The sequence below is a fragment of the Microcosmobacter mediterraneus genome (assembly GCF_031846265.1).
Taxonomy (GTDB): domain Bacteria; phylum Bacteroidota; class Bacteroidia; order Flavobacteriales; family Flavobacteriaceae; genus Microcosmobacter; species Microcosmobacter mediterraneus.
In genome coordinates this window covers 253401-279021 of record NZ_JAVRIA010000003.1, presented here as the reverse complement: position 1 = coordinate 279021, position 25621 = coordinate 253401, and the positions used below count along the sequence as shown (strand labels likewise).

Annotated in this window: 16 protein-coding genes; 6 read left to right on the top strand and 10 right to left on the bottom strand. The window is 34.8% G+C overall.

Features of this window, described 5'->3' with window-relative positions; genetic code table 11:
- The gene (locus tag RM697_RS07670) at nucleotides 1-1305 is read right to left on the bottom strand and encodes an NAD(P)/FAD-dependent oxidoreductase (RefSeq protein WP_311427395.1); all 1305 of its coding nucleotides are present in this window, start codon (nucleotides 1303-1305) and stop codon (nucleotides 1-3) included.
- A 235-nt stretch (nucleotides 1306-1540) separates the two neighbouring features.
- Here RM697_RS07670 and RM697_RS07665 point away from each other — a divergent pair, with 235 nt between their 5' ends.
- From RM697_RS07665 to RM697_RS07645, 5 genes are all read left to right on the top strand, one after another.
- A complete protein-coding gene (locus tag RM697_RS07665) occupies nucleotides 1541-2248 on the top strand; it encodes a DUF547 domain-containing protein (protein ID WP_311427281.1) in 708 nt (235 codons plus the stop codon).
- 25 nt (nucleotides 2249-2273) lie between these two features.
- Nucleotides 2274-3167, top strand: coding sequence for a hypothetical protein (locus RM697_RS07660; RefSeq protein WP_311427280.1), 894 nt, complete (start codon nucleotides 2274-2276; stop codon nucleotides 3165-3167).
- A 34-nt stretch (nucleotides 3168-3201) separates the two neighbouring features.
- Entirely contained in the window at nucleotides 3202-4215 is a 1014-nt protein-coding gene (locus tag RM697_RS07655) for a glycoside hydrolase family 113 (protein WP_311427279.1), read from the top strand.
- 60 nt (nucleotides 4216-4275) lie between these two features.
- A complete protein-coding gene (locus RM697_RS07650; RefSeq protein ID WP_311427278.1) occupies nucleotides 4276-5538 on the top strand; it encodes a POTRA domain-containing protein in 1263 nt (420 codons plus the stop codon).
- Between the two features lie 124 nt (nucleotides 5539-5662).
- Nucleotides 5663-6178, top strand: coding sequence for a hypothetical protein (locus RM697_RS07645; protein WP_311427277.1), 516 nt, complete (start codon nucleotides 5663-5665; stop codon nucleotides 6176-6178).
- Nucleotides 6179-6223: 45 nt separating this feature from the next.
- On the opposite strand, the gene RM697_RS07640 is transcribed toward RM697_RS07645, so the two are convergent.
- From RM697_RS07640 to RM697_RS07600, 9 genes are read right to left on the bottom strand one after another with little or no spacing between them, the layout of a single operon-like run.
- Complete coding sequence (locus RM697_RS07640; RefSeq protein WP_311427276.1) at nucleotides 6224-6949, bottom strand: TIGR04283 family arsenosugar biosynthesis glycosyltransferase; 726 nt, start codon at nucleotides 6947-6949, stop codon at nucleotides 6224-6226.
- A complete protein-coding gene (locus RM697_RS07635) occupies nucleotides 6942-7928 on the bottom strand; it encodes a DUF547 domain-containing protein (protein WP_311427275.1) in 987 nt (328 codons plus the stop codon). Before RM697_RS07635 ends, RM697_RS07640 begins: the two co-directional genes overlap by 8 nt.
- A complete protein-coding gene (locus RM697_RS07630) occupies nucleotides 7925-8806 on the bottom strand; it encodes a sterol desaturase family protein (protein WP_311427274.1) in 882 nt (293 codons plus the stop codon). Before RM697_RS07630 ends, RM697_RS07635 begins: the two co-directional genes overlap by 4 nt.
- Before the next feature lie 45 nt (nucleotides 8807-8851).
- A complete protein-coding gene (arsM, locus tag RM697_RS07625; protein ID WP_311427273.1) occupies nucleotides 8852-9823 on the bottom strand; it encodes an arsenosugar biosynthesis arsenite methyltransferase ArsM in 972 nt (323 codons plus the stop codon).
- A 1-nt stretch (nucleotide 9824) separates the two neighbouring features.
- Nucleotides 9825-10637, bottom strand: coding sequence for a purine-nucleoside phosphorylase (locus tag RM697_RS07620; protein WP_311427272.1), 813 nt, complete (start codon nucleotides 10635-10637; stop codon nucleotides 9825-9827).
- The gene (locus RM697_RS07615) at nucleotides 10630-11241 is read right to left on the bottom strand and encodes a TIGR04282 family arsenosugar biosynthesis glycosyltransferase (RefSeq protein WP_311427271.1); all 612 of its coding nucleotides are present in this window, start codon (nucleotides 11239-11241) and stop codon (nucleotides 10630-10632) included. Before RM697_RS07615 ends, RM697_RS07620 begins: the two co-directional genes overlap by 8 nt.
- Nucleotides 11234-11728 (bottom strand): rhodanese-like domain-containing protein, encoded by a 495-nt coding sequence (locus RM697_RS07610; protein WP_311427270.1) that lies wholly within the window; start codon nucleotides 11726-11728, stop codon nucleotides 11234-11236. The genes RM697_RS07615 and RM697_RS07610 overlap by 8 nt, the downstream gene beginning before the upstream one ends.
- A gap of 33 nt (nucleotides 11729-11761) precedes the next feature.
- Complete coding sequence (gene arsS / locus RM697_RS07605; RefSeq protein ID WP_311427269.1) at nucleotides 11762-12817, bottom strand: arsenosugar biosynthesis radical SAM (seleno)protein ArsS; 1056 nt, start codon at nucleotides 12815-12817, stop codon at nucleotides 11762-11764.
- 57 nt (nucleotides 12818-12874) lie between these two features.
- Nucleotides 12875-13210 (bottom strand): arsenosugar biosynthesis-associated peroxidase-like protein, encoded by a 336-nt coding sequence (locus RM697_RS07600; protein ID WP_311427268.1) that lies wholly within the window; start codon nucleotides 13208-13210, stop codon nucleotides 12875-12877.
- 294 nt (nucleotides 13211-13504) lie between these two features.
- On the opposite strand from RM697_RS07600, the gene RM697_RS07595 reads away from it, so the two are divergent.
- Complete coding sequence (locus tag RM697_RS07595) at nucleotides 13505-25597, top strand: PKD domain-containing protein (RefSeq protein WP_311427267.1); 12093 nt, start codon at nucleotides 13505-13507, stop codon at nucleotides 25595-25597.
- The last annotated feature ends 24 nt before the right edge of the window (nucleotides 25598-25621 follow it).

The following is a 25621-nucleotide window of genomic DNA, read 5'->3' as shown; positions in this document are numbered from 1 at the left end:
TTAAGCGGTTTGTAATTGATTAGTGTATGCGTTTAGAATAGCGTTTTCAAAATGTTTATAAAGTTCAGGATCGAAATTAGCTTCGGATAGATTATTTATCACATAATCCACATCTCTCTTTTCGGTTAGCCATTTATCAAAAGTCTCATGGCGCATTCTTATTCCAAAGGTGTTAATGCCTAGAAATTCTTTTGTGTTTTTATGATAAGCAATCGTTACACATTTAGTATCATCATTATGTTTCCAATGAAAATGAGTTTCATAATCTGGTCTGCCTTTTCGTCCAAAAACCCAACCGTAAGTTTGATATTCAATATCTAAAAACTTTGCAGAATTAAACCAATGACCTGGTTTGTATTGAATGCGATTACCACAAATGGTTTGTGCTAAGGTTTCTCCCATCATTCGTCCTGTATACCAAACTGCTTCAATTGGACGTCTATTTCCTATAGCTTCATGTTGCTCAGCACAATCACCAATAGCATAAACATCAGGGATATTTGTTTCCAAGTAACGATTTACCTTGACGCCTCGACCAGTTTCAATTTCTGAATCTTTAATGAAATCAATATTCGGCGATACACCTGCGGTTAATCCAACTACATCACAAAGTAGTTCTTCACCAGTTTCCTCAATAATAACAGACTTTACTTTGCCGTTTTCATCGGCTTTAATTTCTTTTAGATTAGTAGATAAACGTAAATCGATATGATGGTTTTTAATGTGTCTATTAATCATGGCGCTTTCACCTTCTGGTAAAACACCATTCCAAAAACTGCTCTCTCTTACTAAAAAAGTAACAGGAATATTCCTAGAGTTAAGCATTTCTGCTAATTCAATACCTATTAATCCACCACCAACAATGACTGCACGTTTACATACGTTATTATTGGGTGCATAATGTTCAAGATTTTCTAGATCTTGCTTGTGATATAGTCCCATAACACCATCTAAATCTTGTCCTGGCCATCCAAATTTATTGGGCTTACTTCCAGTCGCTATTATAAGTTTATCATAGTTTAAAGTATTGCCTCCAGAGAGATTTAGAGTTTTATTGTCTGTATCTATATGTTCTACGTAAGCATTAAGTAATTCGATTCTGTTTTTTTTCCAAAACCAGTTTTCATAAGGTTGTGTATGTTCAAATTTCATATGTCCCATATAAACATACATAAGAGCAGTACGAGAGAAAAAATGATCCGTCTCAGCAGAAATGATGGTAATTTTTTTATCAGATAATTTTCTAATGTGTCTTGCTGCAGTAACACCAGAAATTCCATTACCAATAATAACAATGTGTTCCATATGTATTACCCAAATCATCGGGTGTTTTTTGTTAGTTGATATGCATTATGTCGCAACTAAAGATAAGAACTTAAAGATAGGATTTCAATTTAGAATAGATTTAAATTAATTAGTGCTTGAAAGGTTTTAGGCATAATGAAGACGCTAAAAAACTTTTATATACAATGTAAGTTAACTAACATATTAAACGACAGAAGGGTCATTTATTTGCAGTATCAATTCTAAATTAGGAATTATGAGAACAATAATAACCGCATTAATACTTTTAGTATCCTTTAATGTTTTAGCACAGGACTTAGATATGTTTTTAAAAAAAACAGATGCTTTTTTAAAGCAACATGTCACTGATGGAAAAGTTGCCTATTCAAAAATTTACGAGAATACATCTGAATTAGATGAATTAATTGTATTTGCAAAAAGCATAAAGGTTTCTGAAAGTAGTCCAAAAAAATACCAAGCCTTTTGGATTAATGCCTATAATATTTTTGTCATTAAAGGCATTGTAGATCATTATCCTATAAAATCACCACTAGATAAGACAGGATTTTTTGACAAAACCAAATACAATATTGGTGATAAATCTGTCACCTTAAATGATATAGAAAATAAACTATTACGCGCTAAATTTAGTGATCCTCGCTTCCACTTTGTGTTGGTTTGTGGTGCTGTTGGATGTCCTCCTTTAATAAATAATGCCTACTTGCCTAGTACTTTGAATGATCAATTAGATACACAAACAAAGCTTGCTTTAAATGGAGATTTTATAAAAGTTAATACCAAAAGGAAACGTGTTTCAGGTTCAGAAATATTAAAATGGTATAAAGAAGATTTTGTTCAGAATGGATCTGAAATAGATTTTATTAATACCTATAGAGAAGAAAAAATACCTACGGATTTTAAGCTGTCTTATTTCTCCTATAATTGGAACTTAAACAAGCAATAACAATAACCAAAAAAACAATTTACAAATGAAAAAGATTAGTTTGCTATTACTATTAGTAATGACTTCATATTTAGGATTTTCTCAAGACGGTGAAGATTCTCAGAAAAGCGTCATACAAGAATACACACCTTCAAAATTATTAAATAAAGGACAGTGGGATATTAAATGGTTTAACAACCTTTACACACAAACTGAAAGTACATTTAGTAGTGGTAAAGAAGCAAGGCAAACATTTTTTACATCAACTATAGATATTTTTACTGGTATTTCTGAGACTAGTAGATTTAATATTGGCTTGCTTCTAGAGTTTAGATCTAATGTTGTTGCTGATAGAAATGCATTAGATGTATTTTCATTTGATGGTGAAAGAGGAACAGCACGTTCTGGGTTTACTTCTTTTGCACCAGCTGTGAAGTTCAATCCTATCAAAGACGTTGGTAATTTTACCATTCAGACTGCATTTCATATTCCATTAGTAGATAATGAGTCAGAAGATTTTTTGCCAGTAAATAATAACAATGGTGTTTTTTTAGACCAAAAGGGGTTTATTTTTCAGAATAGATTTTTCTACGATTATACATTTCCAAGTGGTGATTGGCAACTATTTACAGAATTAAATACAGAATATAATTTTGGAAAAAAAGAAGATAGTTTTGCTAATAACAGTCTTTTATTAACTCCAGGTGTTTTCTTAAGTTATTTTCCAAGCCAAAAATTTACCGTTCTAGGTTTATTGCAACACCAACAACGAATTGATACAGGTAATAATTTTGAGCAAGATTTCACAGCTCTTGGTGGAGGTTTAAAATATCAGCTCACTAAGGTGTTAAATATTGAAGCCTTGTATACCAACTTTGTAAGAGGTAATAATACAGGTTTAGGTGAAACTTTTAATATAGGTTTAAGAGCATTGTTCTAAGATTTATATAATTTAGGCACTTAACTAGATTCTTATGCGAATTCTTAAGTGCTTATTAATAGGGTATTTGTTTTTAACGCTATCAGCTTGTAATGGTCAAGATGAAATAAAGATTAATGGTGTCAGTTTTGTTGCAGCAGGAGGAGCAACGGATAGTTCTGAAGTCCAACCTATTGTTAATGCGAATGCCAATTATGCTGCTATTATGCCTTTTGCATATATAAAAAGTCTAGACCATTCAGAGATTATGTTTAATTCAGATAGGCAGTGGTTTGGAGAGAGAGTAGAAGGTGTAAAACAGTATATTGAGGAGCTGAGAAAGTATCAAATTAAAGTGATGATAAAGCCTCAGATTTGGGTTGGTAGAGGTGATTTTACAGGAAATATTAAAATGACTTCTGAGGCTAATTGGAAGGCTTTAGAAGAATCCTACTCTAATTTTATTTTAACATTTGTAGAACTTGCAGAAGAGATAAATGCGGAAATGTTATGTATAGGTACAGAACTCGAATTGTTTATCAAGCATAGACCAGAGTATTGGACAGATTTAATACGTAAGATTAGAACACAGTATAAAGGTAAATTAACCTATGCTGCTAATTGGGACGAATTTAAGCGCACACCTTTTTGGGATCAATTAGATTATATTGGAGTAGATGCTTATTTCCCAGTTAGTGATGAAAAAACACCAACTGTAGAGACTTGCATAGAAGGATGGAAAGTACATAAACCTATCATTAAAGGTTTATCAGAACAATATCAAAAGCCAATTTTATTTACAGAGTATGGCTACAGAAGTGTTGATTATAGTGCTAGAGAACCTTGGGTTTATGATCGTAGTATGAATCAGGTGAATTTGCAAGCTCAAGTCAATGCTACAAGAGCACTTTATGAAACCTTTTGGAACGAAGAGTGGTTTGCTGGTGGATTTATTTGGAAATGGTTTACCTTTCATGAGCGTGCTGGAGGAAAAGAAGACAATCAATTTACACCACAAAATAAGCCTGTTGAGGAGATTATAAAAGCTTACTACAAAATAGAAGATTAAATTACTGAATTTTAGTAAGGTTAGTTGTTGTTAACGACAAAGGTTAATAATCACCAACTTATGAAACGTTTATTAGTAGCTTTTTTACTATTCAGTGGCTTCTCTTATTCTCAAGATAATAAAGTTGCAGATCTTATAGTACAAGGCAATAAAAAGCTTAAATCTTCTTTTGTTAAAAAAGTGTCTAGCATTAAACCTGGAGTTGCATTAGACTCTACAATAATTGAAGCTGATATTAAATTACTAAAGCGCTTACCTTCCATAGCACATGCGTATTATCAAGTGTTTCCTGCAGAAGAACCTAATGAGTTTAATGTATTCTATAATATTGAAGAGAATTTTACTATAATTCCATCAGCAAATGTTTATACCACCAATGATGAAGAATTTGCCTATCGTTTAGGATTATATGAGTTTAATTTATTTGGTCAGAATATGACTTTTGGAGGGTTCTATCAGAAGGATATTTACAGCTCTTATGCTATAAATTTTAGAGCACCATTTTTGTTTTCTAAGCGAATTGGACTAGCAGTAAACTATCAAGATTTAACCACACAAGAACCCGTTTTTTTTGATAATACCACTGCAGATTATAAATACAATAATGAATCTTTTGAAGTACTTGGATTATATCAATTCAATTTTACAAATCGTATAGAATTTGGCCTTAACTTTTTTACAGAGGATTATGAATATAAATTTGGAGCCACCAATCCTAATATACCTCAAGCTTTAAGAGTAAAAAAAATGCTTTACAAGCTTATATATGAGCATAATAATCTTAATTACGATTACCAATATGTTGAAGGTTTTAGAAGTATATTTAATTTTCAATACGTACATTCTACCAACGATGCTCAATTACCAGATTTTTTAATTGGCTGGAATGATTTTCAATATTTTAAACGTGTTGGCACTAAAGGCAATTGGGCTAATCGTTTACGTTTAGGCTTATCTAGTAATGACGATACACCTTTTGCACCTTTTTCTGTAGATAATAATTTAAATATTAGAGGTGTTGGTAACACCATAGATAGAGGAACAGGAGTTATTGTTTTAAATACAGAATATAGGCATACGCTATACGAAAAAAACTGGTTTGTATTGCAAGGCAACGCCTTTATAGATGCAGGAAGTTGGAGAAATCCAGGAGGAGAGTTGGGTGATTTTGGGAAAAGTCAAAATTTGAGAGTTTATCCAGGAGTTGGGCTACGTTTTATTCATAAAAAAATCTTTAATGCCATTTTTAGAATAGACTATGGTTATGGTATTACTAATAATGCTACTAATGGTTTTGTTTTTGGGATTGGTCAGTATTTTTAAATTGTTCTAAACAACTAATATACAGGTTTATAGTAATGTTTTTAAAGACTAACATTATTTAAATATAATTAATCTGTAATTACTTCGTTTTTATATATTTGCGGTTAAATTCAAATCTAACAACATGAAAATTTTTAAATTCTTTTTATTTACTATAACTATTGCAACATTATCTGCTTGTAGTAGTGATGATGGACCTGCTTCTGTTGAGTTGACAAATGAGAATCTTGCAGGTTCTTTTGCGATTACATTTTATCAAGGATCATCAGAAACAACCGTTCAAGCAACAGATGGTAGTATTGTAGTTACAGAATCTGATACGTATTTTGGCGAGACTTTTACAAATGCCATAGTAACTTTCAATGCAGATGGGACATATTCTTTAATGGGAAGTTATGTAGAGGTTTATACAGTGACTGTAACTGGTCAGGCTCCAGAAACTAATGAAGAGATTGTTATGCTTGATGAGTCGGGAACTTATTCAGTTGATAATACAAGTAGGACAATAAATTTAGATGGAGGAATTGTAGATGTAACTTTATTTGATGGTACTAACCTTTACTTTACTGGTAATTACTCTGAAACCTTTGGTGATTTCACTGAAACAGGACAATTTGAATATAGAATGGTAAAACAATAATCAACTATTATACAACTTAAAAAAGCCACCTTTTGGTGGCTTTTTTTATACTATATTTTTAGAACTAATATAGTTCTTGTAATAATTGTGAAGTTCTTCAGCAGAAGCTCCTAACCATTTTTTAACATAAATACTCCAAAAGTGATACTGAAGTTTCCAAATGCCTACTTTTTTGTAAAGTCTAGCTGAGGTTCTAATTTTTTTATTAATAACCACAAATTGCTTTCGTTTATAGAGTTCATTGATTAAAATGTTGTCTTCATATATAATATAATTTTCATCGTAGCCGCCTATATTTTCAAATAACCCTTTTGTAATAAACTGACTCTGATCACCGCCACGACAAGCGCGCCATGAAAATTGAGTGAGCCAACTCGCTAATCGTAACCACCAATGGTTGCTATCAAATTGCATACGAAAGCAACCAGCGAGATTCCCTTTATTAATTTCATTAATGATCAATTGATCAAAGTTTTGTGGTGGAAGTGAATCTGCATGTAGAAAGTATAAAATATTACCTGAGGCTTTTGAAGCTCCTAAGTTCATTTGTTTGGCTCTACCTTTTTCCGATGAAAATATTTTAACAGACCCTTCAGGTTTTAAAAACCTTAAGGCTCTAACACTATTTAGAGAACCATCAGTGCTACCACCATCAACAACTATAATTTCGGCTATGTTTACAGGTGAGGAATTTATAATGAGCTGCTCAAGGAGTTTGCTAATGTAGTCAACTTCATTAAGGATTGGGATAATAATTGAAATTTTATTCATTCAAATCCCAATTATAACTATTGAAACGCTTTTTAGCTTTACTTGAAATTTTAATATCAGTGTAGTTGTTTAAGAAATCAATTAAGCTACCATTCTCTTTAAAATCTTTAGCAAACCAGCTAAAAATTTTAGAAAGCTTAAGTTCGTCTTTAGCGATATTATTTTTTGAAGTATCTGCTAAGAATTCCTTGGTAAGTTTAGTTAAATCTTCATCTAGAGTTGCAGCAGTAAATGCTTTGTTGTACAATTTAGGACAAGATACTGCAGCACAAACTAAGGCAAAATGTATTCTTGGTTCTCCCATTTTACGGATAATTTTATGTTCTATATCATCTAAGTTTAACCACTTGTCTCCAAATTTCCAAAGGCGCTGTTTCCAAGGATCTTTAATATCTTTTATACTACTAACAGGATAATTTCTAAGGATTAGATCTATGGTAAGTGCATTGTAAGCATTGATCCAGTAGGCGAGTTTGTTATCTTTTGAATACTCATCGATTTTAGAATAACCCATCTTAAGCATCATAATATAGATTTTCAAGTCTTTGTAATCCCTTTTAAAACCAATATAATTCACCTTGCCTTTATTAGAAACATGTTTTTCTAATAATTCACTCCAAAGTTCATGGTTTTCATAAAATCGTTTAGAAACATTCTGATTAATGTTAATACCATTATTCAGTGAATCTCTTTGTTTCATAATTTCTTTAGCTTCTTTATGACTACTCACTTCAGCAACAGTGTTTCCCTCATGATCTATGATCTCAACCATTTCATGAATTTCACTATCATTATTTTTTAGGTCATGGATTTCACTAGGACTATTAGGTTCAAATGCTCCGCCTTTAGGATCTTGTTTAGGATCTAAATTGGTTTCAGATTTAAGCAAGTCGTTAGTTTCATTTTCTATAGCTTTTTTTGAACTATTACAAGATGAGATTGAAACTATAAGAAGTGCAATTGCAATCTGTTTTATCATTTCTTTAAAGGATATAATTCCTGACTAATAAAATCTTTTGGAAAATTTTCATCACCTTCAAAACCGAGTTCTATATAGGTGCCATCATATGGTATATGATTGGTTTTGAATAGGTAATCCCAAAGACTAAGCGTAAGTCCGAAATTAACACCATATCGAGCATGTTTTGGCAACGCTTTAGCATGATGCCAAATGTGCATTTTTGGATTATTTAAAACATATTTAAGAGGACCATAGTCCCAACCTAAATTAGCATGGTTTAAATGACCAATTGCTAGGGCGAAAAAGTGAACAATAGCCACATCTTGAGCACTATAATTAGCTATTATTGCTAGAGGAATATAACGTAAAGAGTTGTAAACTACTGGCTCCATCCAATGGTAACGTAAATGGGCTGCAAATCCCATTTCTTTTACACTGTGATGCACTTTGTGGAAATTCCATAGCCAAGGCACACGATGTAATAATCGATGCGTATTCCATTGTACAAAATCATTGACTAGAAAGAAAATGATTAAGCCTAACCACTTTGGTAAATCTGTAGAATCAAATAATTGAAAGCTTGATAATGTTAAACCTATTGAACTTAAAATGTCGTTGAAAAATTCGGCTGCAGTATTAGATAAAGCAATAAGTACAATTAGATTTAGCAAAAAAAAGTTAAAAAACATATAGAAACTGTCTAGCCAAAAATCTTTCCTAAAAACCGCTTGGTTTTTTCGCCAAGGAAATGCGATTTCTAGAAGCCAAACAGCAATGGAAACTATAATAAGACCATAAAAATAGTTATCCCAGTTGTTTTGGAGCAATACTTCATTTTTTAGGTAGTTCCAATACCCAGAATACGAATTTTTAATGATGTCTATGTATTTCTCCATAGTAATATTCTCACCGTAATGAGATAAATTAATAGCGAACATCGTCTAACAACAACCTCCACCATCATAATGATAAGTAGATTCACTGATAAAAATATCATCTCTATTTAATGAAGCTAAAGCAGCTGCCGTTTTATCACAAATTGCTAATGGCTGATTCTTTAAAAGAATATGACCGTTTTTATCATCAACGTAATCTTCATCACCAAAATAGATTGCTGCTTTACCAGTAAATACACATGGTCCATCTGCAGGCATTGGATCTTTTATTGCAGCAACTTCAATAGATTCTATGTAAATAAGTTCTTTAGTTTCGTAATGCTTTGGATCCAAAATTCTATAGGGCTTGCGTGCTCTAATTTCTATAGTACCAAAACCAGCATCTGTAAGCATTTTTACATAGTCTTTAATTGGTAAGCTACCACTGAGACACAGCGCGCGTAAACGATCATCATTACGTAAAGCATCATTCATTGGTTGTTCGCAAGTAGGATCACTCATTACTAAGCGTCCATGAGGTTTAAGAACTCGATACATCTCTGCAATGGCTTTTTTTAAATCGTCTTCCTTAAATATATTGAATAAACAATTCTGAGCTGCTACATCAATGCTATTGTCTTCAACAGGAAGATTCATAGCATCACCTTTTTTTAATACAACAAAATCACTTTTAAACCAATCGTTTTCTGCTTCTGCAATTTTAAAATTTTTACGCGAAGCATCTAACATCTCATCAACAACATCCACACCAATCACACCACCTTTTTGACGATTAAAATAGGAGAACTGTAAGAGTTCCATTCCGCCACCTACACCAACATAAAGCATTTTGGGATTGTTAGTTAAATCTCTTGCATGGACTGTACTACCACAACCATAATTCATTTCTTGCATGATCTTTGGTATTTTAAGTCCTGGTAATTCCCAAATTGGATTTGTTGTACAGCATAATCCAATATCTGGAGTTAATGCAGCTTCTTTATATACATCGTGCGTAGTTTCTAAGTAATTACTCATGTTATAGGGTCTTAATCAATTCTTTAAATAAAGTTATCATATTGGGTTCTGCTTTAGCAGCATTGCCTATAATATCACCAATATCAACAGGTTCTAGATTATCTGGGTCGCATTCATCTGTTAAAACTGACACTGCTGCCACTTTTAATTTAAGATGATTGGCAACTATTATTTCAGGAACAGTACTCATGCCTACAGCATCTGCGCCTAATATTTTTAGCATTCTATATTCAGCTCTGGTTTCTAACTGAGGGCCAACAACACTTGCATAAACTCCTTGGTGCAACGTAATATTATGTTTGGCTGCAATACTTTTAAATGCCAAATTAATTGCTGCATCATAAGGTGCGCTCATATCTGTAAAGCGTTCGCCTAGTTGTTCAACACCATTAAATGCCAAAGGAGAACTACCTTGAAGATTTATGTGATCTTCAATTAACATGAGTTCAGCTTTTTTAAAGTTTAAATTTATAGCACCTGCAGCATTAGAAACCAATAAGGTTGTTATACCTAGTTTTTCCATAATACGAACAGGATAGGTGACGTCTTGTAAAGAATACCCTTCATACACATGAAATCGACCTTGCATCACAACAATCTTTTTACCTGCTAATTTGCCATAAATTAATTTGCCTTTATGAAATTCTACTGTAGCTGTTGGGAAATTTGGAATGTGATTGTAGCTCACCTCCTTGATTATTTCTATGTCATTAATTAATTGCCCAAGGCCAGTGCCAAGGATAATACCAATTTCTGGAGCATCAAATCCTTTGTCTTTTAAGTAGTCTACGGTTTCTGTTATGTATTTAATCATTTTGTAAAATGAGGCTTTTTAGTGTTGGGTTGTTCTTAAGATCTTCAAATGTATCAATGTCATTTAATTCCTCTAACAAAAATACTGTTTCGTTTTCTAAATCTTCCATAGTGTCTTTAAAAACAGAATGAGTTCCCCAAAACTTATTTTTAAATAGTTTTTTATGAAGAATTTTCATACCCAATAAATAGTAACCTCCATCTTGCGCTGGACCAATAACTATATCGTTTGTTTCTAATGCTAAAAAGGCATCTTCAATATGTTTAGGCTGTAAATCAATTAAATCACTACCAACTATTAATACTTTTTTATAATTATCGATGAATGCATTTTTGAAGGCGTTACACATACGTTGTCCTAAATCTATTCCTTCTTGCTTAAATTTTGTATACATATTAGCATCCCAAATATCATTATCATGGATAGCAACTGAATAGTAGATAGCTTTGTCTACGTTTATCTTCCTAACAGTTTTTTCGGTATGCTCTAATAGAAAGCGATAAATGTTTAAAGCAGATTCGTCACCAATAGTTTTAGCTAATCGGGTTTTTACTTTACCTAGTTCTGGGTTTCGTGTAAAAATGATAATAAGATTTTTACTCATAAACTTTATTCCCCTTGGTTAACCACACACTCCACTCTTTGCTAAAAGCGTGTACATTATCCGTTATTTTAGAATTAATATCGTAAACTTTGAAACCAGCATTCTTCCATTCAAAAATGCCACCATACAGATTATAGACCTTATGGTAACCTACTTTTTTAAGTTTTTCAGCGATGTCTTCTGATCTAATTCCTAAAGAACAGTAGACTACAATTACAGCATTTTTATTATTTATTTTATTGATAATAGTCTCTATGTTAAATCTATCATATCCTACATTTAGGGCATCTTTAATATGACTTATATTGTACTCGGCTTCTTCCCTTGCGTCAAGAATAATGGCATTAGTTTTTGGCATGGCTAATTCCTGAACTGTAATATAAGGTACAGCTTGTGTGTTATATTGTTTTAATAATTCTGAAAGGGTTTCTTGTGCGTATCCAATCGAAGTAAAGAGTAATAATATGTATAGAATTTTTTCTTTCATGGTTTTTAGATTCTTGTCTTCGCAAGAATTAGGCTAAGTTACAGAACCTTGGCAGCTACTTCCTGCTCCTGCAGTACAGCCATAACAATGTTGTGATATAACAATATTTCTACCTTCTAAAAGTTCTTCATTATATTCAGCAATATGTTTTGCTTTGCTATTTACAGGAAGGTTTAACATCTGATTAAAATCACAGTCATATAAATAACCATCCCAACTTACGGAAAGCGTATTGGTGCACATTACATTTTTTACCGCTTCAGGATTGTAGGCTTCAACAAGCGCATACATATAGTCCTCATAATTTTCAGAAGCTATGAGGAAATCTAAAAATCTACTAATTGGTAAGTTTGTAATGGCAAACAAATTATGAAACTGGATGCCAAAATCTTCCACCAACGCTTTTTTGAAATCCTTCTCCATCGAGGCTTGATCACCTGGTAAAAAAGCACCAGAAGGGTTATAGACAAGATCTAATCTTAGTGGACTTTCTGGCATACCATAACCAACTGCATTGAGATCTTGTAATGCTTTTATTGATTTATCAAAAACACCATCTCCTCTTTGTTTATCAGTTTTTCCTCGAGTCCAATGTGGCATAGAACTCACAACATGCACATTATGTTTTTTAAAAAATTCAGGTAAATCGTAATGTTTTTTGTTGGCTCTAATGATTGTTAGATTTGAACGTACAATAAAATCTTTAATCCCAGCTTTTGCAGCTTCTTCAACAAACCAACGAAAATCAGGATTCATCTCTGGAGCACCTCCAGTTAAGTCTAGAGTGTGTGCTCCAGTATTTTTAATGACTTCTAAACATTGAGACATCGTCTCACGTGTCATTATTTCTTTTCGGTCAGGCCCAGCATCAACATGGCAATGCTCACATACTTGGTTACACATGTAGCCAACATTAATTTGAAGAACTTCTAGTTTTTTGGCTTTCAGCGGAAATTGATTTGTTTCTGCTATTTTTGTTTTAAAAGTGGGTAGTTCACCATTCTGAAAAATACCATTTGATAGAATCTCTAATTGACGATTACTATTTGCTAATTCGCTTTCGCGTTTTTTTAGGGACTTTGTTGCCATTAAAATGTTAAATCAATTAATATAACTTATGAGATTTGTTGAAGTATGGTTTTGGATTTAGCCATCTAATTTATTAACCTTATTCATCATTTGGACACCATGAACTAAAGTAGCGCCACTTTTAATAGCTGCTCCAACATGTATGGCTTCCATCATTTCTTCTTTGGTTACACCGCGTTGCAATCCGTCTTTGGTATAAGCATCTATGCAATAAGGACACTGTTCTGTATGAGCAACAGCCAATGCAATTAAAGATTTTTCACGAGTTGTTAATCTACCCTCCTCAAATACTTTACCGTAATACTCAAAAAATTTATTACCAAGTTCCTCACTCCATTCTGTGATGCTACCGAATTTTCTTAAGTCGGCAGGATCATAATATGTTTTAGACATTCTACTAAAAATTAAAATTTGTACGAAAAATCAATATACAATATAATGTCGGTTTAGATTCTTAAAGTTTACAAAAGTTAAAGGTTTTAATTAAATCAATTAGTATTATAATGTAGCTTTTTACATAATTAAAATATTCTTAGCGAGCTAATTCATAAATATATTTACTAAAATATGCATTTTATCGATTAAATATGTATTTTATCGATTTTATTCATTTACGCATACCTAAAAATTACAAATAATCGATGAAAAATTACTTTCGTGGATATTATGCCTATAAAATATATATAAATGAATCAGATCTACTTATTCAGTAAAAAAATAAGTTCTAACCTATCAAAGAATTTATTCTTATTTCTTGTATTACTATCATTCCAATCTGCATATGTTTATGCGCAATCTTGTACAGTAAATGCAGGCCTCGATCTTTCTATATGTGAGAATGAAGCTTTACAGTTGGATGGTAATACACCAGATACCTACGCAGAAGGTCCTACATGGACACAAGTTGGTGGTCCATCAGTAATCATTAGTGATCCATCCATTCCTAATCCAACAATTACAGGATATACAGGAGGAAACACTTACGTTTTTGAATTGGCTGCAGTATGTTTTAATGGTGAGGAACCATCGCAGACTATTAGTATTACCGTTGAGCCGATTACACAAGCTGACGCAGGAGCAGATGTTGAATCTTGTCCAGATTCATCAGGTTCATTAGTGATTAATGGTAATACACCATTAAATCCAGGTGAAACAGGTCAATGGGTTATACCTGGTGCCAATCCGGCAGGCGTATCTTTTGGCGACGATACATCTCCTTCAACAACGATTTCTTTACCTGAAGGATCAGCAGGAACAACCACTGTACGTTGGGTAATAACAGGTAGTGAATTTTTACCGGGGCGTTTCTGTGAAACGTTTGATGAAATTTTAATAACTAATTATGGTGGTGTAGATCCTGTGGATGCAGGACTAGATCAAACGCTATCTAATTGCTACACAGTAGATCAAAATACTAACCTAAACGGAAGTTTTGGAGGTAATAATATTAATGGACAACAAGGAACTTGGACTTTTGTTTCTGGACCAACGAACCCTACTATTAGTAATCCTAATAGCAATACTACAGGAGTGAGTGGTCTTATGGCAGGTGTTTATACCTTTAGATGGGATGTAGAAGGGCCTTGTGTTTCTGGTACCGACACTGTTACTATAACAGTTCCACCAGCGACTCAAGATGTGACTCAGGCAACAGTACAAGATGCTACCATTACATTTTGTGATCCTTCGGTAGACGAAGCCACCTTAATAGGCTCACTTCCTACTTTTACTAATGAAGAAGTCTTATGGGTGCAAACAAGCGGTCCAGCAGTAACTATAGTTGATGAAGACAATAGTACTACTCAAGTTACAGGTTTATCCTCGCCAAATACATATACATTTAGTTATACCATAACAAATGGATCTACTTTATGTACATCTACTGCCAATGTAACTATCCGATACAATATAGATACAATTAGTGTACTTGCTAATAACGGTGATAACATCACTGGCGATTGTGGTCAAACCTCAATTGATGTCCCTTTTACATATGCAAGTGGTAATCAAACACAATATAGTATAATAAGTGGTCCGGCGGATTCAGCTTTAAGTTTTCCAACAGCATACCAAAACGCTCCAGGAGCAAGTCCTGGCAATGTCACCATAGATGATTTTGATGTACCTGGCACATACACCGTAAATTTTAGAAGAATAAGAACAGGGAACTTACTTCAAAGTTGTGATGTTGCTAATAGTAGCATTAGTATATATATTTCCACTCCAATCTCAGGTTCTAATGCTGGTACACCACAGCAATTTAATTGTGGTCAGATAGATGGAGGTTTAGCTGGGAGTTCAATATTACCTGGAGAAACATCAATTTGGTCTTTAGTAGATGGTCCAGATGGCATGACTAATGACATCATCGTTGATAGGTATTCACAAAATACCGATGTAGGAGATGATGATCCTATTACACCTTTACCGTCATTAATTCCTGGAGTCTATACGTTTAGCTATACAGTTTCTGCTGGCCCCAATTGTACACCACCAGCAGTATCCTTTACAACAATTACGGTGACACCATTAAGTAATTTACCAACAGATGCTGGTGCAAATCAAACGATTTGTTTTAATGCACCTGTTCAGTTAGCTGCAGCTTCATTAACAGACAGTCAAGTAGGAGTTTGGACTGCATCTGATATTAGTATTGTTTTTGAAGATGATACAGATCCAAATACTATAGCAACAGGTTTTTCCTCACCATCAACAGTTTATACACTCACATGGTCAGTTGATGAGGCTGCTGGTTTTCCAGATTGTGCTCCAGCTGAAGTAGATACTGTAGAAATTACCACCTTAGCGGACGAGTCTCCAACCATAGCTGATGCTGGTACAGATTTTTGTTTACCAGATGGAACGATTTCTATACCAAATTTAGCAGGTAATACACCTGATACAGATGAAACAGGAACCTGGACTCAAATTTCAGGACCTAACACAGCTAACTTTATAGATGTAAACGATCCAACTACAGCTGTAGATAACTTAATAAATGGTCAATATATATTTAGATGGAGTATTGGTTACACAGCGCCAGCGCCTAATGGTTGCCCAGATACTTTTGATGAAGTAGAAATTGTGATAGCAGATTCAGTAACTACAGTTAGTGCAGGCCCAGATCAAACATTATGTTTAGATCCTGTTACACAGTCATTTACCTTGAATGCAGATGACCCTTCGCCTTTTGGAGGTGTCGGAACTTGGACTTTAGTATCAGGATTAACAGGTTACACTGTTGATGACGAAAATAGTCCAACTGCTACATTTTCAAATTTATTAGATGGAACCTATGTTTTTGAATGGGTTATTGACTATGGTAATTGTACAACAGGAGGAGCAGCTGATCAAGTAGAAATTGAAGTTGGAATACCACCAACTCCTGCCAATATTCCTGGAGGTGATCAAATTATTTGTGCTGATGATAATACGACAATTTCAGCAGATCCATTGCAAAATCCCAATGCTGAGTCTGGTGCTTGGTCATTAATTAGTGGACCTAATTCACCAGATATAGATCAAGATCCTTCAGATGTGGGCGATAATCATATTGTTGATATCGAAGATTTAATAACTGGAACATATATATTCAGATGGACAACGGTTAGTGGGTCTCCATTGTGTAGTGATTCATTCACTGATGTAACGGTTGAAGTATTTGCTCCTGCAGATGCTGGTCCAGACCAAGATTTATGTGAAGCGACTAGTGTGTTTTTAGAAGCAACTTCAGGTACTACTGGTACATGGAGCATCGTATCAGTTGATGGTGATACTACACCAGGTGTTATTGCACCATACACACCATCTCAGTCACCTTCTAATAGTAACACAGCAAATGCTCCTGTAGATGCTGGATCCGTATATGTATTTGAATATACTACAGACTATACAGGAAGCGGAGTTGTATGTAATAATTCTTCTCAAGTGACTATTACAGTGGGAGGTGGTCCTGGAACTGATCCTTTTGCAGGTTTAGACCAGGAGATTTGTGAATTAGATACCAATACAGCAACCTTAACTTCTGCAAATCCATCAATTCCGGCAGGAGTTACAGCACAATGGCGTTTACTATCACAGCCAGGAGGAGCAACTGTTACATTTACAAATCAAGATAATAGCTTAACAACTGATGTCAATGGATTATCAGTTCCAGGATTATATATATTTGAGTTAAACTTCTCAATAGGTACTTGTATAGACAAGTCGGATATAGTAAGAGTTGAAGTTTTCGATGGTCCAATGCCTATAGAAGCTGGTCCTGATCAGCCTTTAGCGTGTCAGCAAGATGCTCAATTAGGAGCTACAACACCAACTGTTGGTATTGGTACTTGGTCTTTTGTCTCAGTAACATCTGGTGCTACAACAGATACTGATAATACAGGAAATGCCATAGTAACAATTGACAGCCCAAACAACCCATTGAGTACATTATCTAATATAGCAGATGATTACTTAAATGATGGTTTAGACGATATTTATGTATTTGAGTGGACCGTAGCTACAGGTGGTCCTTTTGTTGCACCATCTTTATGTGCACCACAAAGTGATACAGTGACCTTAACATTCACAGGAGTGCCACCATCAATTGCAGAAGCTGGACCAGACCAAGAACTATGTGAAGGTCCAACAACATTCCTGGAAGCAACACCTCTAGTTGAAGGTACAGGTACATGGACACAAACAGGTGGAGCTCTAGCAAATATATTTGCACCAAGCAATCCTAACAGTTTAGTTGGAGGTTTTACAGATGGTACTTATGAGTTTACATGGACTGCTGTAGGTGGAGGATGTACATCAGTAGATACTATGGAGATAGTAGTATTTTCTGATCCAATAACTGCCGAAGCTGGTCCTGATCAAACCATACCAGAATTTGATCCTGTAATGCTAGGCGCTGATCCTGCAAGTGCAGGAACTGGTACTTGGACACAAGTTTCAGGTCCAACAACAGCTAATTTTATAGATATTAACGATCCAACTACTCAAGTTACAAACACTGCAGTAGGAGTTTATGTATTTGAATGGACAGTTATGAATGGTCCTTGTAGTATAGCTACAGATCAAATGACTGTAGAAATATTACCAGTCTCAGATTTAGAACTCACAAAAGATGTTTCACCATCTAGTGTTAATGTTGGTGATGTTGTAACATTTACAGTGTCAATATTTAATAACGACTCAAGTGGTACTAATTCAGATGCGACAGGAGTAAGCGTTGAAGATGTATTACCTCTAGGTTATTCTTTAGTTCCAGGAACAGTATCCAATGGTGGTACTTTCGATTTAGGAACGCAGACAATTACTTGGTCTGGTTTAGATATAGCTAATGGAGCAACATTAAATTTAACGTTTAATGCCACAGTAAATGCAACTGGGCCATATCAAAATACTGCTGAGATAACATTTAGCGACAATATAGATCCAGATAGTGATGAAGATAATGATGATGGAGATCAAAGTGAAGATGATGAAGATAATGCTGAAGTAACTTTTCAGTCTTCAGACTTATCATTGTCTAAAACAGTAGCACCTTCACCTGTAAGTGTAGGAGATACAGTTGTCTTTACGGTTTCTGTTTCTAACGCAGGTCCAGATGATGCTACCAATGTAGAAGTAGTAGACCAATTACCATCAGGTTATACCTATGTAAGTGATGATTCAGGTGGTAACTATAATTCAGGAACTGGACTTTGGATGGCAGGAACTATAATTAATAGTGGAACAGCAGTCCTAAATATAACAGCTACTGTAAATGCTCCAACAGGAACAAGTGGAGAGTATACTAATGTAGCTGAAGTTACAGCTAGTGACCAAGATGACCCAAATAGTGATCCAGACAATGATGATGGTGACCAGAGTGAAGATGATGAAGATAATGCAGAGGTTGTTCTTGAGCAAGCTGATATCGAAATTACTAAATCTGTATTACCAGTCTCAGGTTCTGTAGGAGATACTGTGACTTTTAGTATTCTTGTTGAAAATGATGGTCCTGGAGATGCTACAGGAGTAGATCTTGAAGATTTATTACCATCTGGTTTTGACATCGTACCTGGTACAATATCTAATTCAGGTGTATTTATTATTGGAAATAATTCAATTGTATGGTCAGATTTAGCAATTGATAATGGCTTATCAATTACATTAACGTATGACGCTGTTGTTAACGATTCTGGAAACTACACGAATTCAGTTCAAGTTACAGACAGTGATTTAGATGATCCAGATAGTGATCCAGATACAGATGATACAGTTGATGAAGATGGTGATGGCGATGGCGATGATGATGATGAAGACACTACAACATTTATCATAGAACAAGCCGACTTAGATTTAATTAAAACTGTTGCTCCAACAGATGCAACAGTAGGAGATACTGTAGTGTTTACTGTAGTTGTAAATAACGCAGGTCCAAATGATGCGACTAATGTAGAGGTTGTTGATCAGTTACCTATGGGTTTCACTTATGTAAGTGATGATTCAGGTGGAAATTATGACTCAGCTTCAGGCTTATGGACTATTGCTAGTATAGCTAATGGTTCTGCTGCTACTCTAAATATTACAGCAACCGTTAATGCTCCAACAGGAACAAGTGGAGAGTATTTCAACATTGCTGAAGTAACAGATAGTGATCAGGATGATCCAAATAGTGATCCAGATAATGATGATGGAGACCAAGATGAAGATGATGAAGATAATGCAGGAGTCAATGTAGAAACCTCAGATTTATCGATAGAGAAGATCGTAAGTGATGGTACACCAAATGTAGGCGATGTAGTTACATTTACAATAAATGTAAGTAATGCAGGTAGTGTAGATGCAACGAATGTATCTGTACAAGATGTAGTACCAGTAGGCTATAGTAATATAGTTAACATAAGTGGTTCAGGCGTAGCATTAGGTAACCAAATAGATTGGACAGGTTTAACTGTACCAGTAGGTGTTGACACTGTTACCTTAACTTTTGATGTTACTGTAGATCCACCAACAGGTGCAGCAGATGAGTATTTAAATAGTGTAGAGATTACAGCGAGCGATCAGTTTGATCCAGATAGTGATCCAAGCACAGGTTCAGATACAGATGATAATGGCGATGGAATAGATGATGATGATGAAGATACAGAAGGCGTAGTTATCCAACAGGCAGATTTAAGTATTGTAAAAAGTATAGACAATACGAGTCCGAATGTAGGCGATACAGTAACCTTTACCTTGGTAGTTACCAATGCAGGACCAGATGTAGCTACAGGCGTTGCGGTAGAAGATATTTTACCATCAGGATTTACATTAACTTTAGTAAACAATGGAGGAGTTCAAGCAGGTAATATAGCGAGTTGGACAGGTTTAACAGTACCAGCAAATAATGGTATGGTAACCTTAACGTATGAAGCCACAGTAAATGCACCAACAGGAGCAGCAGGCGAGTACACCAATGCGGCACAGATTACAGATAGTGATCAGTATGATCCAGATTCAGATCCAACCACAGGAGATGATGTAGATGAAGATGGTGATGGTGATGGTGATGATGATGATGAGGATGAAATCACAATAGCACCAGAGCAAGCGGATTTAAGTATTTCAAAAGGTTTAGTATCAGGAAGTGCAACACCAAATGTAGGTGATACCTTGATTTTTGAATTAGTTATTACTAATGATGGACCAGATGATGCCACAGGTGTAGCTGTTGAAGATATTTTACCAGTAGGTTATACTTTAGGAACAGTAAATAATGCAGGAACAGCAGCTGGTAATACAGCAAGTTGGTCAGGTTTAGCAGTTCCAGCAGGCGGAAGTATTACAGTAACTTATGAAGCTACAGTAAATGCTCCGACAGGTGCAACAGGTGAGTATACCAATTCAGTACAGATTACAGATAGCGATCAGTTTGATCCAGATAGTGATCCAAATACAGATGATACAGTTGATGAAGATGGCGATGGCGATGGTGATGATGATGATGAAGATACATTTAATGTAGTGCCAGAAGTTGCAGATTTATCATTAGATAAAACAGTTGCTGATGTAAACGGTGCGCCAGTTAATGTAGGTGATGTATTAACGTTTAGCATTGCTATTGCAAATGATGGTCCAAATGTAGCAACTAATGTAAGTGTAGATGATATACTTCCAATCGGGTATACATTAGTGCCAGGTAGTATAGATAATGGAGGAACTTTCAATGCAGGAAACACAACAATTACTTGGGATTTAGCAAGTGTACCATTAACAGGTTCAGTAGTTATGTATCAAGTTACAGTAAATGCACCAACAGGCGCAGCAGATGAGTATAGAAATACTGCGCAGATTACAGATAGCGATCAGTTTGATCCAGATAGTGATCCAGATACAGATGATACAGTTGATGAAGATGGTGATGGTGATGGTGATGATGACGATGAAGATGATGAAATCGTAGTGCCAGCTCAAGCTGATTTAGAACTAACAAAAGGTATTAGTGCATTGAGTAGTGCGACACCAAATGTAGGTGACACAGTTACTTTTGAATTAACAATAGACAATTTAGGTCCAAATGATGCTACTGGTGTTGCAGTAGAAGATATAGTACCTATAGGATATATAATTACAGGTGGAACAATAAGTGACTCTGGTATTCAAACAGGTAATCAAATAGATTGGACAGGTCTAAGTATACCAAATGGAGGAAGTATTACACTAACTTATGATGTTGTTGTAAACCCACCAACAGGTTTAGCAGGTGAGTATAGAAACTCAGCTCAGATTACGGATAGTGATCAGTATGATCCAGATAGTGACCCATCTACAGATGGAACAGTAGATGAAGATGGTGATGGTGATAGAGACGATGATGATGAAGATACATTCGAAATAACACCACAAACCTCAGATTTATCGATAGAGAAGATCGTAAGTGATGGTACACCAAATGTAGGCGATGTAGTTACATTTACAATAAATGTAAGTAATGCAGGTAGTGTAGATGCAACGAATGTATCTGTACAAGATGTAGTACCAGTAGGCTATAGTAATATAGTTAACATAAGTGGTTCAGGCGTAGCATTAGGTAACCAAATAGATTGGACAGGTTTAACTGTACCAGTAGGTGTTGACACTGTTACCTTAACTTTTGATGTTACTGTAGATCCACCAACAGGTGCAGCAGATGAGTATTTAAATAGTGTAGAGATTACAGCGAGCGATCAGTTTGATCCAGATAGTGATCCAAGCACAGGTTCAGATACAGATGATAATGGCGATGGAATAGATGATGATGATGAAGATACAGAAGGCGTAGTTATCCAACAGGCAGATTTAAGTATTGTAAAAAGTATAGACAATACGAGTCCGAATGTAGGCGATACAGTAACCTTTACCTTGGTAGTTACCAATGCAGGACCAGATGTAGCTACAGGCGTTGCGGTAGAAGATATTTTACCATCAGGATTTACATTAACTTTAGTAAACAATGGAGGAGTTCAAGCAGGTAATATAGCGAGTTGGACAGGTTTAACAGTACCAGCAAATAATGGTATGGTAACCTTAACGTATGAAGCCACAGTAAATGCACCAACAGGAGCAGCAGGCGAGTACACCAATGCGGCACAGATTACAGATAGTGATCAGTATGATCCAGATTCAGATCCAACCACAGGAGATGATGTAGATGAAGATGGTGATGGTGATGGTGATGATGATGATGAGGATGTTATTACGATAGCACCAGCACAAGCTGACTTATCATTAACTAAGATTGTTGTTGATGGTGATACAACACCATTAATTGGAACAGAAATAACATTTGAGATTAGAGTGTTTAATGATGGTCCACAAGATGCTACTAATGTAGAGGTAGTTGATTTATTACCATCAGGATATGACTTTGTCTTATATAGTTCTACAGCTGGATTATATGATGAAACAACAGGATTATGGACTATTGGTAGTATAGGTGCAGGAGAATCAGAGACCTTATTAATAGATGTCTTAGTAAATGATTCTGGAGATTACCTTAACATCGCTGAAGTTACAGAGTCTGATGTTTTTGATATTGATTCTATTCCAAATAACGATGATGGTGACCAAAGTGAGGATGATGAGGATAATGCAATAGTTACGCCAATTGAAGCAGTAGCAGATTTATCATTAACTAAAGTAGTTGTTGATGGAGATACAACACCATTAATAGGAACTGAGATTACGTTCCAGATTACTGTAACTAATGATGGTCCTGAAGATGCAACTGGCGTTGAGGTCACAGATTTATTACCATCAGGATATGACTTTATATTATTCAGTTCAACATCTGGAGCTTATGATGAAACAACAGGATTATGGACTGTTGGTAGTATTGTTGCAGGCGAGTCTGAAACTTTACTGATTGATGTTCTTGTTAATGAAGTAGGAGACTATTTAAATATAGCTGAAGTAACAGCTTCAGATATATTAGATATAGATTCCACTCCAAATAACGATGATGGTGACCAAAGTGAGGATGATGAAGATAATGCTATTGTAACACCAGTTGAAGCAGCAGCAGATTTATCTTTAACTAAAGAAGTTGTTGATAATGATACTTCACCTTTAGTAGGAGAAGAAATTACATTCATCTTAACGATTACTAATAATGGTCCAGATAATGCAACAGGTGTTGAAGTTACGGATCTATTACCATCTGGTTTTGATTTCATCTTATTCAGTTCAACAGCTGGTACGTATGATGAAACAACAGGTGTATGGAGTATTGGTTCTATTGAAAATGGTTCATCAGAAACACTTCTTATAGACGTATTAGTTAACGGAACAGGAGACTATTTGAATATTGCAGAAGTAACAGCTTCAGACATTTTAGATATCGATTCCACTCCAAATAATGACGATGGTGATCAAAGTGAAGATGATGAAGACAATGTATTAGTAACACCTTTAGATGCAATGGCAGATTTATCTTTAGAGAAAACTGTTGTTGATGGAGACACTACACCACTTGTTGGTTCTGAAATCACATTCCAAATTACTGTTAGTAATGCTGGACCAGATGCTGCTACAGGTGTAGAAGTAGTAGATTTACTTCCTATAGGTTTTGATTTCATACTATTTAGTGCCACATCAGGCACTTATGATGAAACAACAGGCTTATGGACAGTAGGTACAGTTGGTGCTGGAGAAACAGAATCATTATTTATAGATGTATTAGTTAACGCTCCAACAGGTGCGCCAAATGAATACTTGAATATAGCAGAAGTAACAGCAAGTGATGTTATTGATCCTAATAGTACACCTAATAATGATGATGGAGATCAAAGTGAAAATGATGAAGATAATGTTTTAGTCATCCCTGTTGAGGCAATGGCAGACTTATCATTAACTAAAACAGTTGTTGATAATGATATTATGCCTAACGTTGGTGACGAGATCACGTTCCAAATTACGGTAACTAATGCTGGTCCTGACGAAGCTACAGGAGTAGAAGTCACAGACTTACTACCACCAGGTTTTGATTTCATACTATTTAGTGCAACTTCAGGAACTTACAACGAGACAACAGGATTGTGGATTGTAGGTGATATTGCAAGTGGAGATTCTCAATCATTATTTATTGATGTTCTTATTAATGAGCCAACTGGTACACCAGGCGAATACTTTAATGTTGCTGAAGTAACAGGAAGCGATATTATGGATCCTAATAGTGAACCAAATAATGACGATGGAGATCAAAGTGAAGATGATGAAGATGGTATTTTAGTAGAAACTCAGACCGCAGATTTAAGTTTAAATAAATCTGTAAATAATGTAGATGCTAATGTAGGTGATGTTGTAACGTTTACACTTCAAATTAATAATGCAGGTGCAAATACAGCGACAGGTGTTGCAGTACAAGATATATTACCTATTGGATTTAGTAACATTACCAACATAAGTAATGGAGGTATTTTAACAGGAAGTATAATTGACTGGACAGGGTTAACTATTCCTTTAACAGGATTAATCTTAACCTACGAAGCAACAGTTAATATGCCAACTCTAGATGAAGGTGAATATGTTAATGTAGCTGAGATTACTGCTAGCGATCAGTTTGATCCTAATAGTGAACCAAATAATGATGATGGTGACCAAAGTGAAGATGATGAAGATTCAGCATCAATTAACACACCAACAACAGATATTGAAGTTACTAAATCGGTAGATAATCCTAACCCAACAATTGGAGATCAAGTTACCTTTACAATAACAGCCTCTAATCTTGGTAATTTAGATGCAACTTCAGTAGAAATTAGAGATAACTTACCATCTGGTTATGAGTTTGAATCTGCTACTACAACAGCAGGTGTATACGACGAAACCACTGGTTTATGGCAAATACCAACAGTTGGTGCTGGCTTAACTGAAACATTAGAAATAACAGTTACTGTATTAGATGTTGATAATTATCTAAACATTGCATCATTAGAATTCTTAGATCAAATCGATGCTAATGCAAATAATGATTCAGACGATGCTACTATAGATCCTGTATGTTTAACAATCTATAACGAGTTCTCTCCAAATAATGATGGAGTTAACGAAGTGTTCTATATAGATTGTATAGCAAATTATCCAAATAATAGATTGGAGATTTATAACAGATGGGGAAATATTGTTTACAGTAAAGATAGATATGACAACACCTTTGATGGTACATCAAACGGAAGAGCAGTACTTTACAAAGAAGAAAAATTACCTGTAGGAACCTACTACTACATTTTAGATTTAGGAGATGGTTCAGAGAGAAGAGCAGGATGGCTATATATTAATAGATAATAAAATATTTAAAATGTTCAGCTT

Coding starts and splice junctions, on each gene's coding strand:
- RM697_RS07670 (WP_311427395.1), bottom strand. CDS start 1,305: ATGGAACACATTGTTATTATTGGTAATGGAATTTCTGGTGTTACTGCA.
- RM697_RS07665 (WP_311427281.1), top strand. CDS start 1,541: ATGAGAACAATAATAACCGCATTAATACTTTTAGTATCCTTTAATGTT.
- RM697_RS07660 (WP_311427280.1), top strand. CDS start 2,274: ATGAAAAAGATTAGTTTGCTATTACTATTAGTAATGACTTCATATTTA.
- RM697_RS07655 (WP_311427279.1), top strand. CDS start 3,202: ATGCGAATTCTTAAGTGCTTATTAATAGGGTATTTGTTTTTAACGCTA.
- RM697_RS07650 (WP_311427278.1), top strand. CDS start 4,276: ATGAAACGTTTATTAGTAGCTTTTTTACTATTCAGTGGCTTCTCTTAT.
- RM697_RS07645 (WP_311427277.1), top strand. CDS start 5,663: ATGAAAATTTTTAAATTCTTTTTATTTACTATAACTATTGCAACATTA.
- RM697_RS07640 (WP_311427276.1), bottom strand. CDS start 6,949: ATGAATAAAATTTCAATTATTATCCCAATCCTTAATGAAGTTGACTAC.
- RM697_RS07635 (WP_311427275.1), bottom strand. CDS start 7,928: ATGATAAAACAGATTGCAATTGCACTTCTTATAGTTTCAATCTCATCT.
- RM697_RS07630 (WP_311427274.1), bottom strand. CDS start 8,806: ATGGAGAAATACATAGACATCATTAAAAATTCGTATTCTGGGTATTGG.
- arsM (WP_311427273.1), bottom strand. CDS start 9,823: ATGAGTAATTACTTAGAAACTACGCACGATGTATATAAAGAAGCTGCA.
- RM697_RS07620 (WP_311427272.1), bottom strand. CDS start 10,637: ATGATTAAATACATAACAGAAACCGTAGACTACTTAAAAGACAAAGGA.
- RM697_RS07615 (WP_311427271.1), bottom strand. CDS start 11,241: ATGAGTAAAAATCTTATTATCATTTTTACACGAAACCCAGAACTAGGT.
- RM697_RS07610 (WP_311427270.1), bottom strand. CDS start 11,728: ATGAAAGAAAAAATTCTATACATATTATTACTCTTTACTTCGATTGGA.
- arsS (WP_311427269.1), bottom strand. CDS start 12,817: ATGGCAACAAAGTCCCTAAAAAAACGCGAAAGCGAATTAGCAAATAGT.
- RM697_RS07600 (WP_311427268.1), bottom strand. CDS start 13,210: ATGTCTAAAACATATTATGATCCTGCCGACTTAAGAAAATTCGGTAGC.
- RM697_RS07595 (WP_311427267.1), top strand. CDS start 13,505: ATGAATCAGATCTACTTATTCAGTAAAAAAATAAGTTCTAACCTATCA.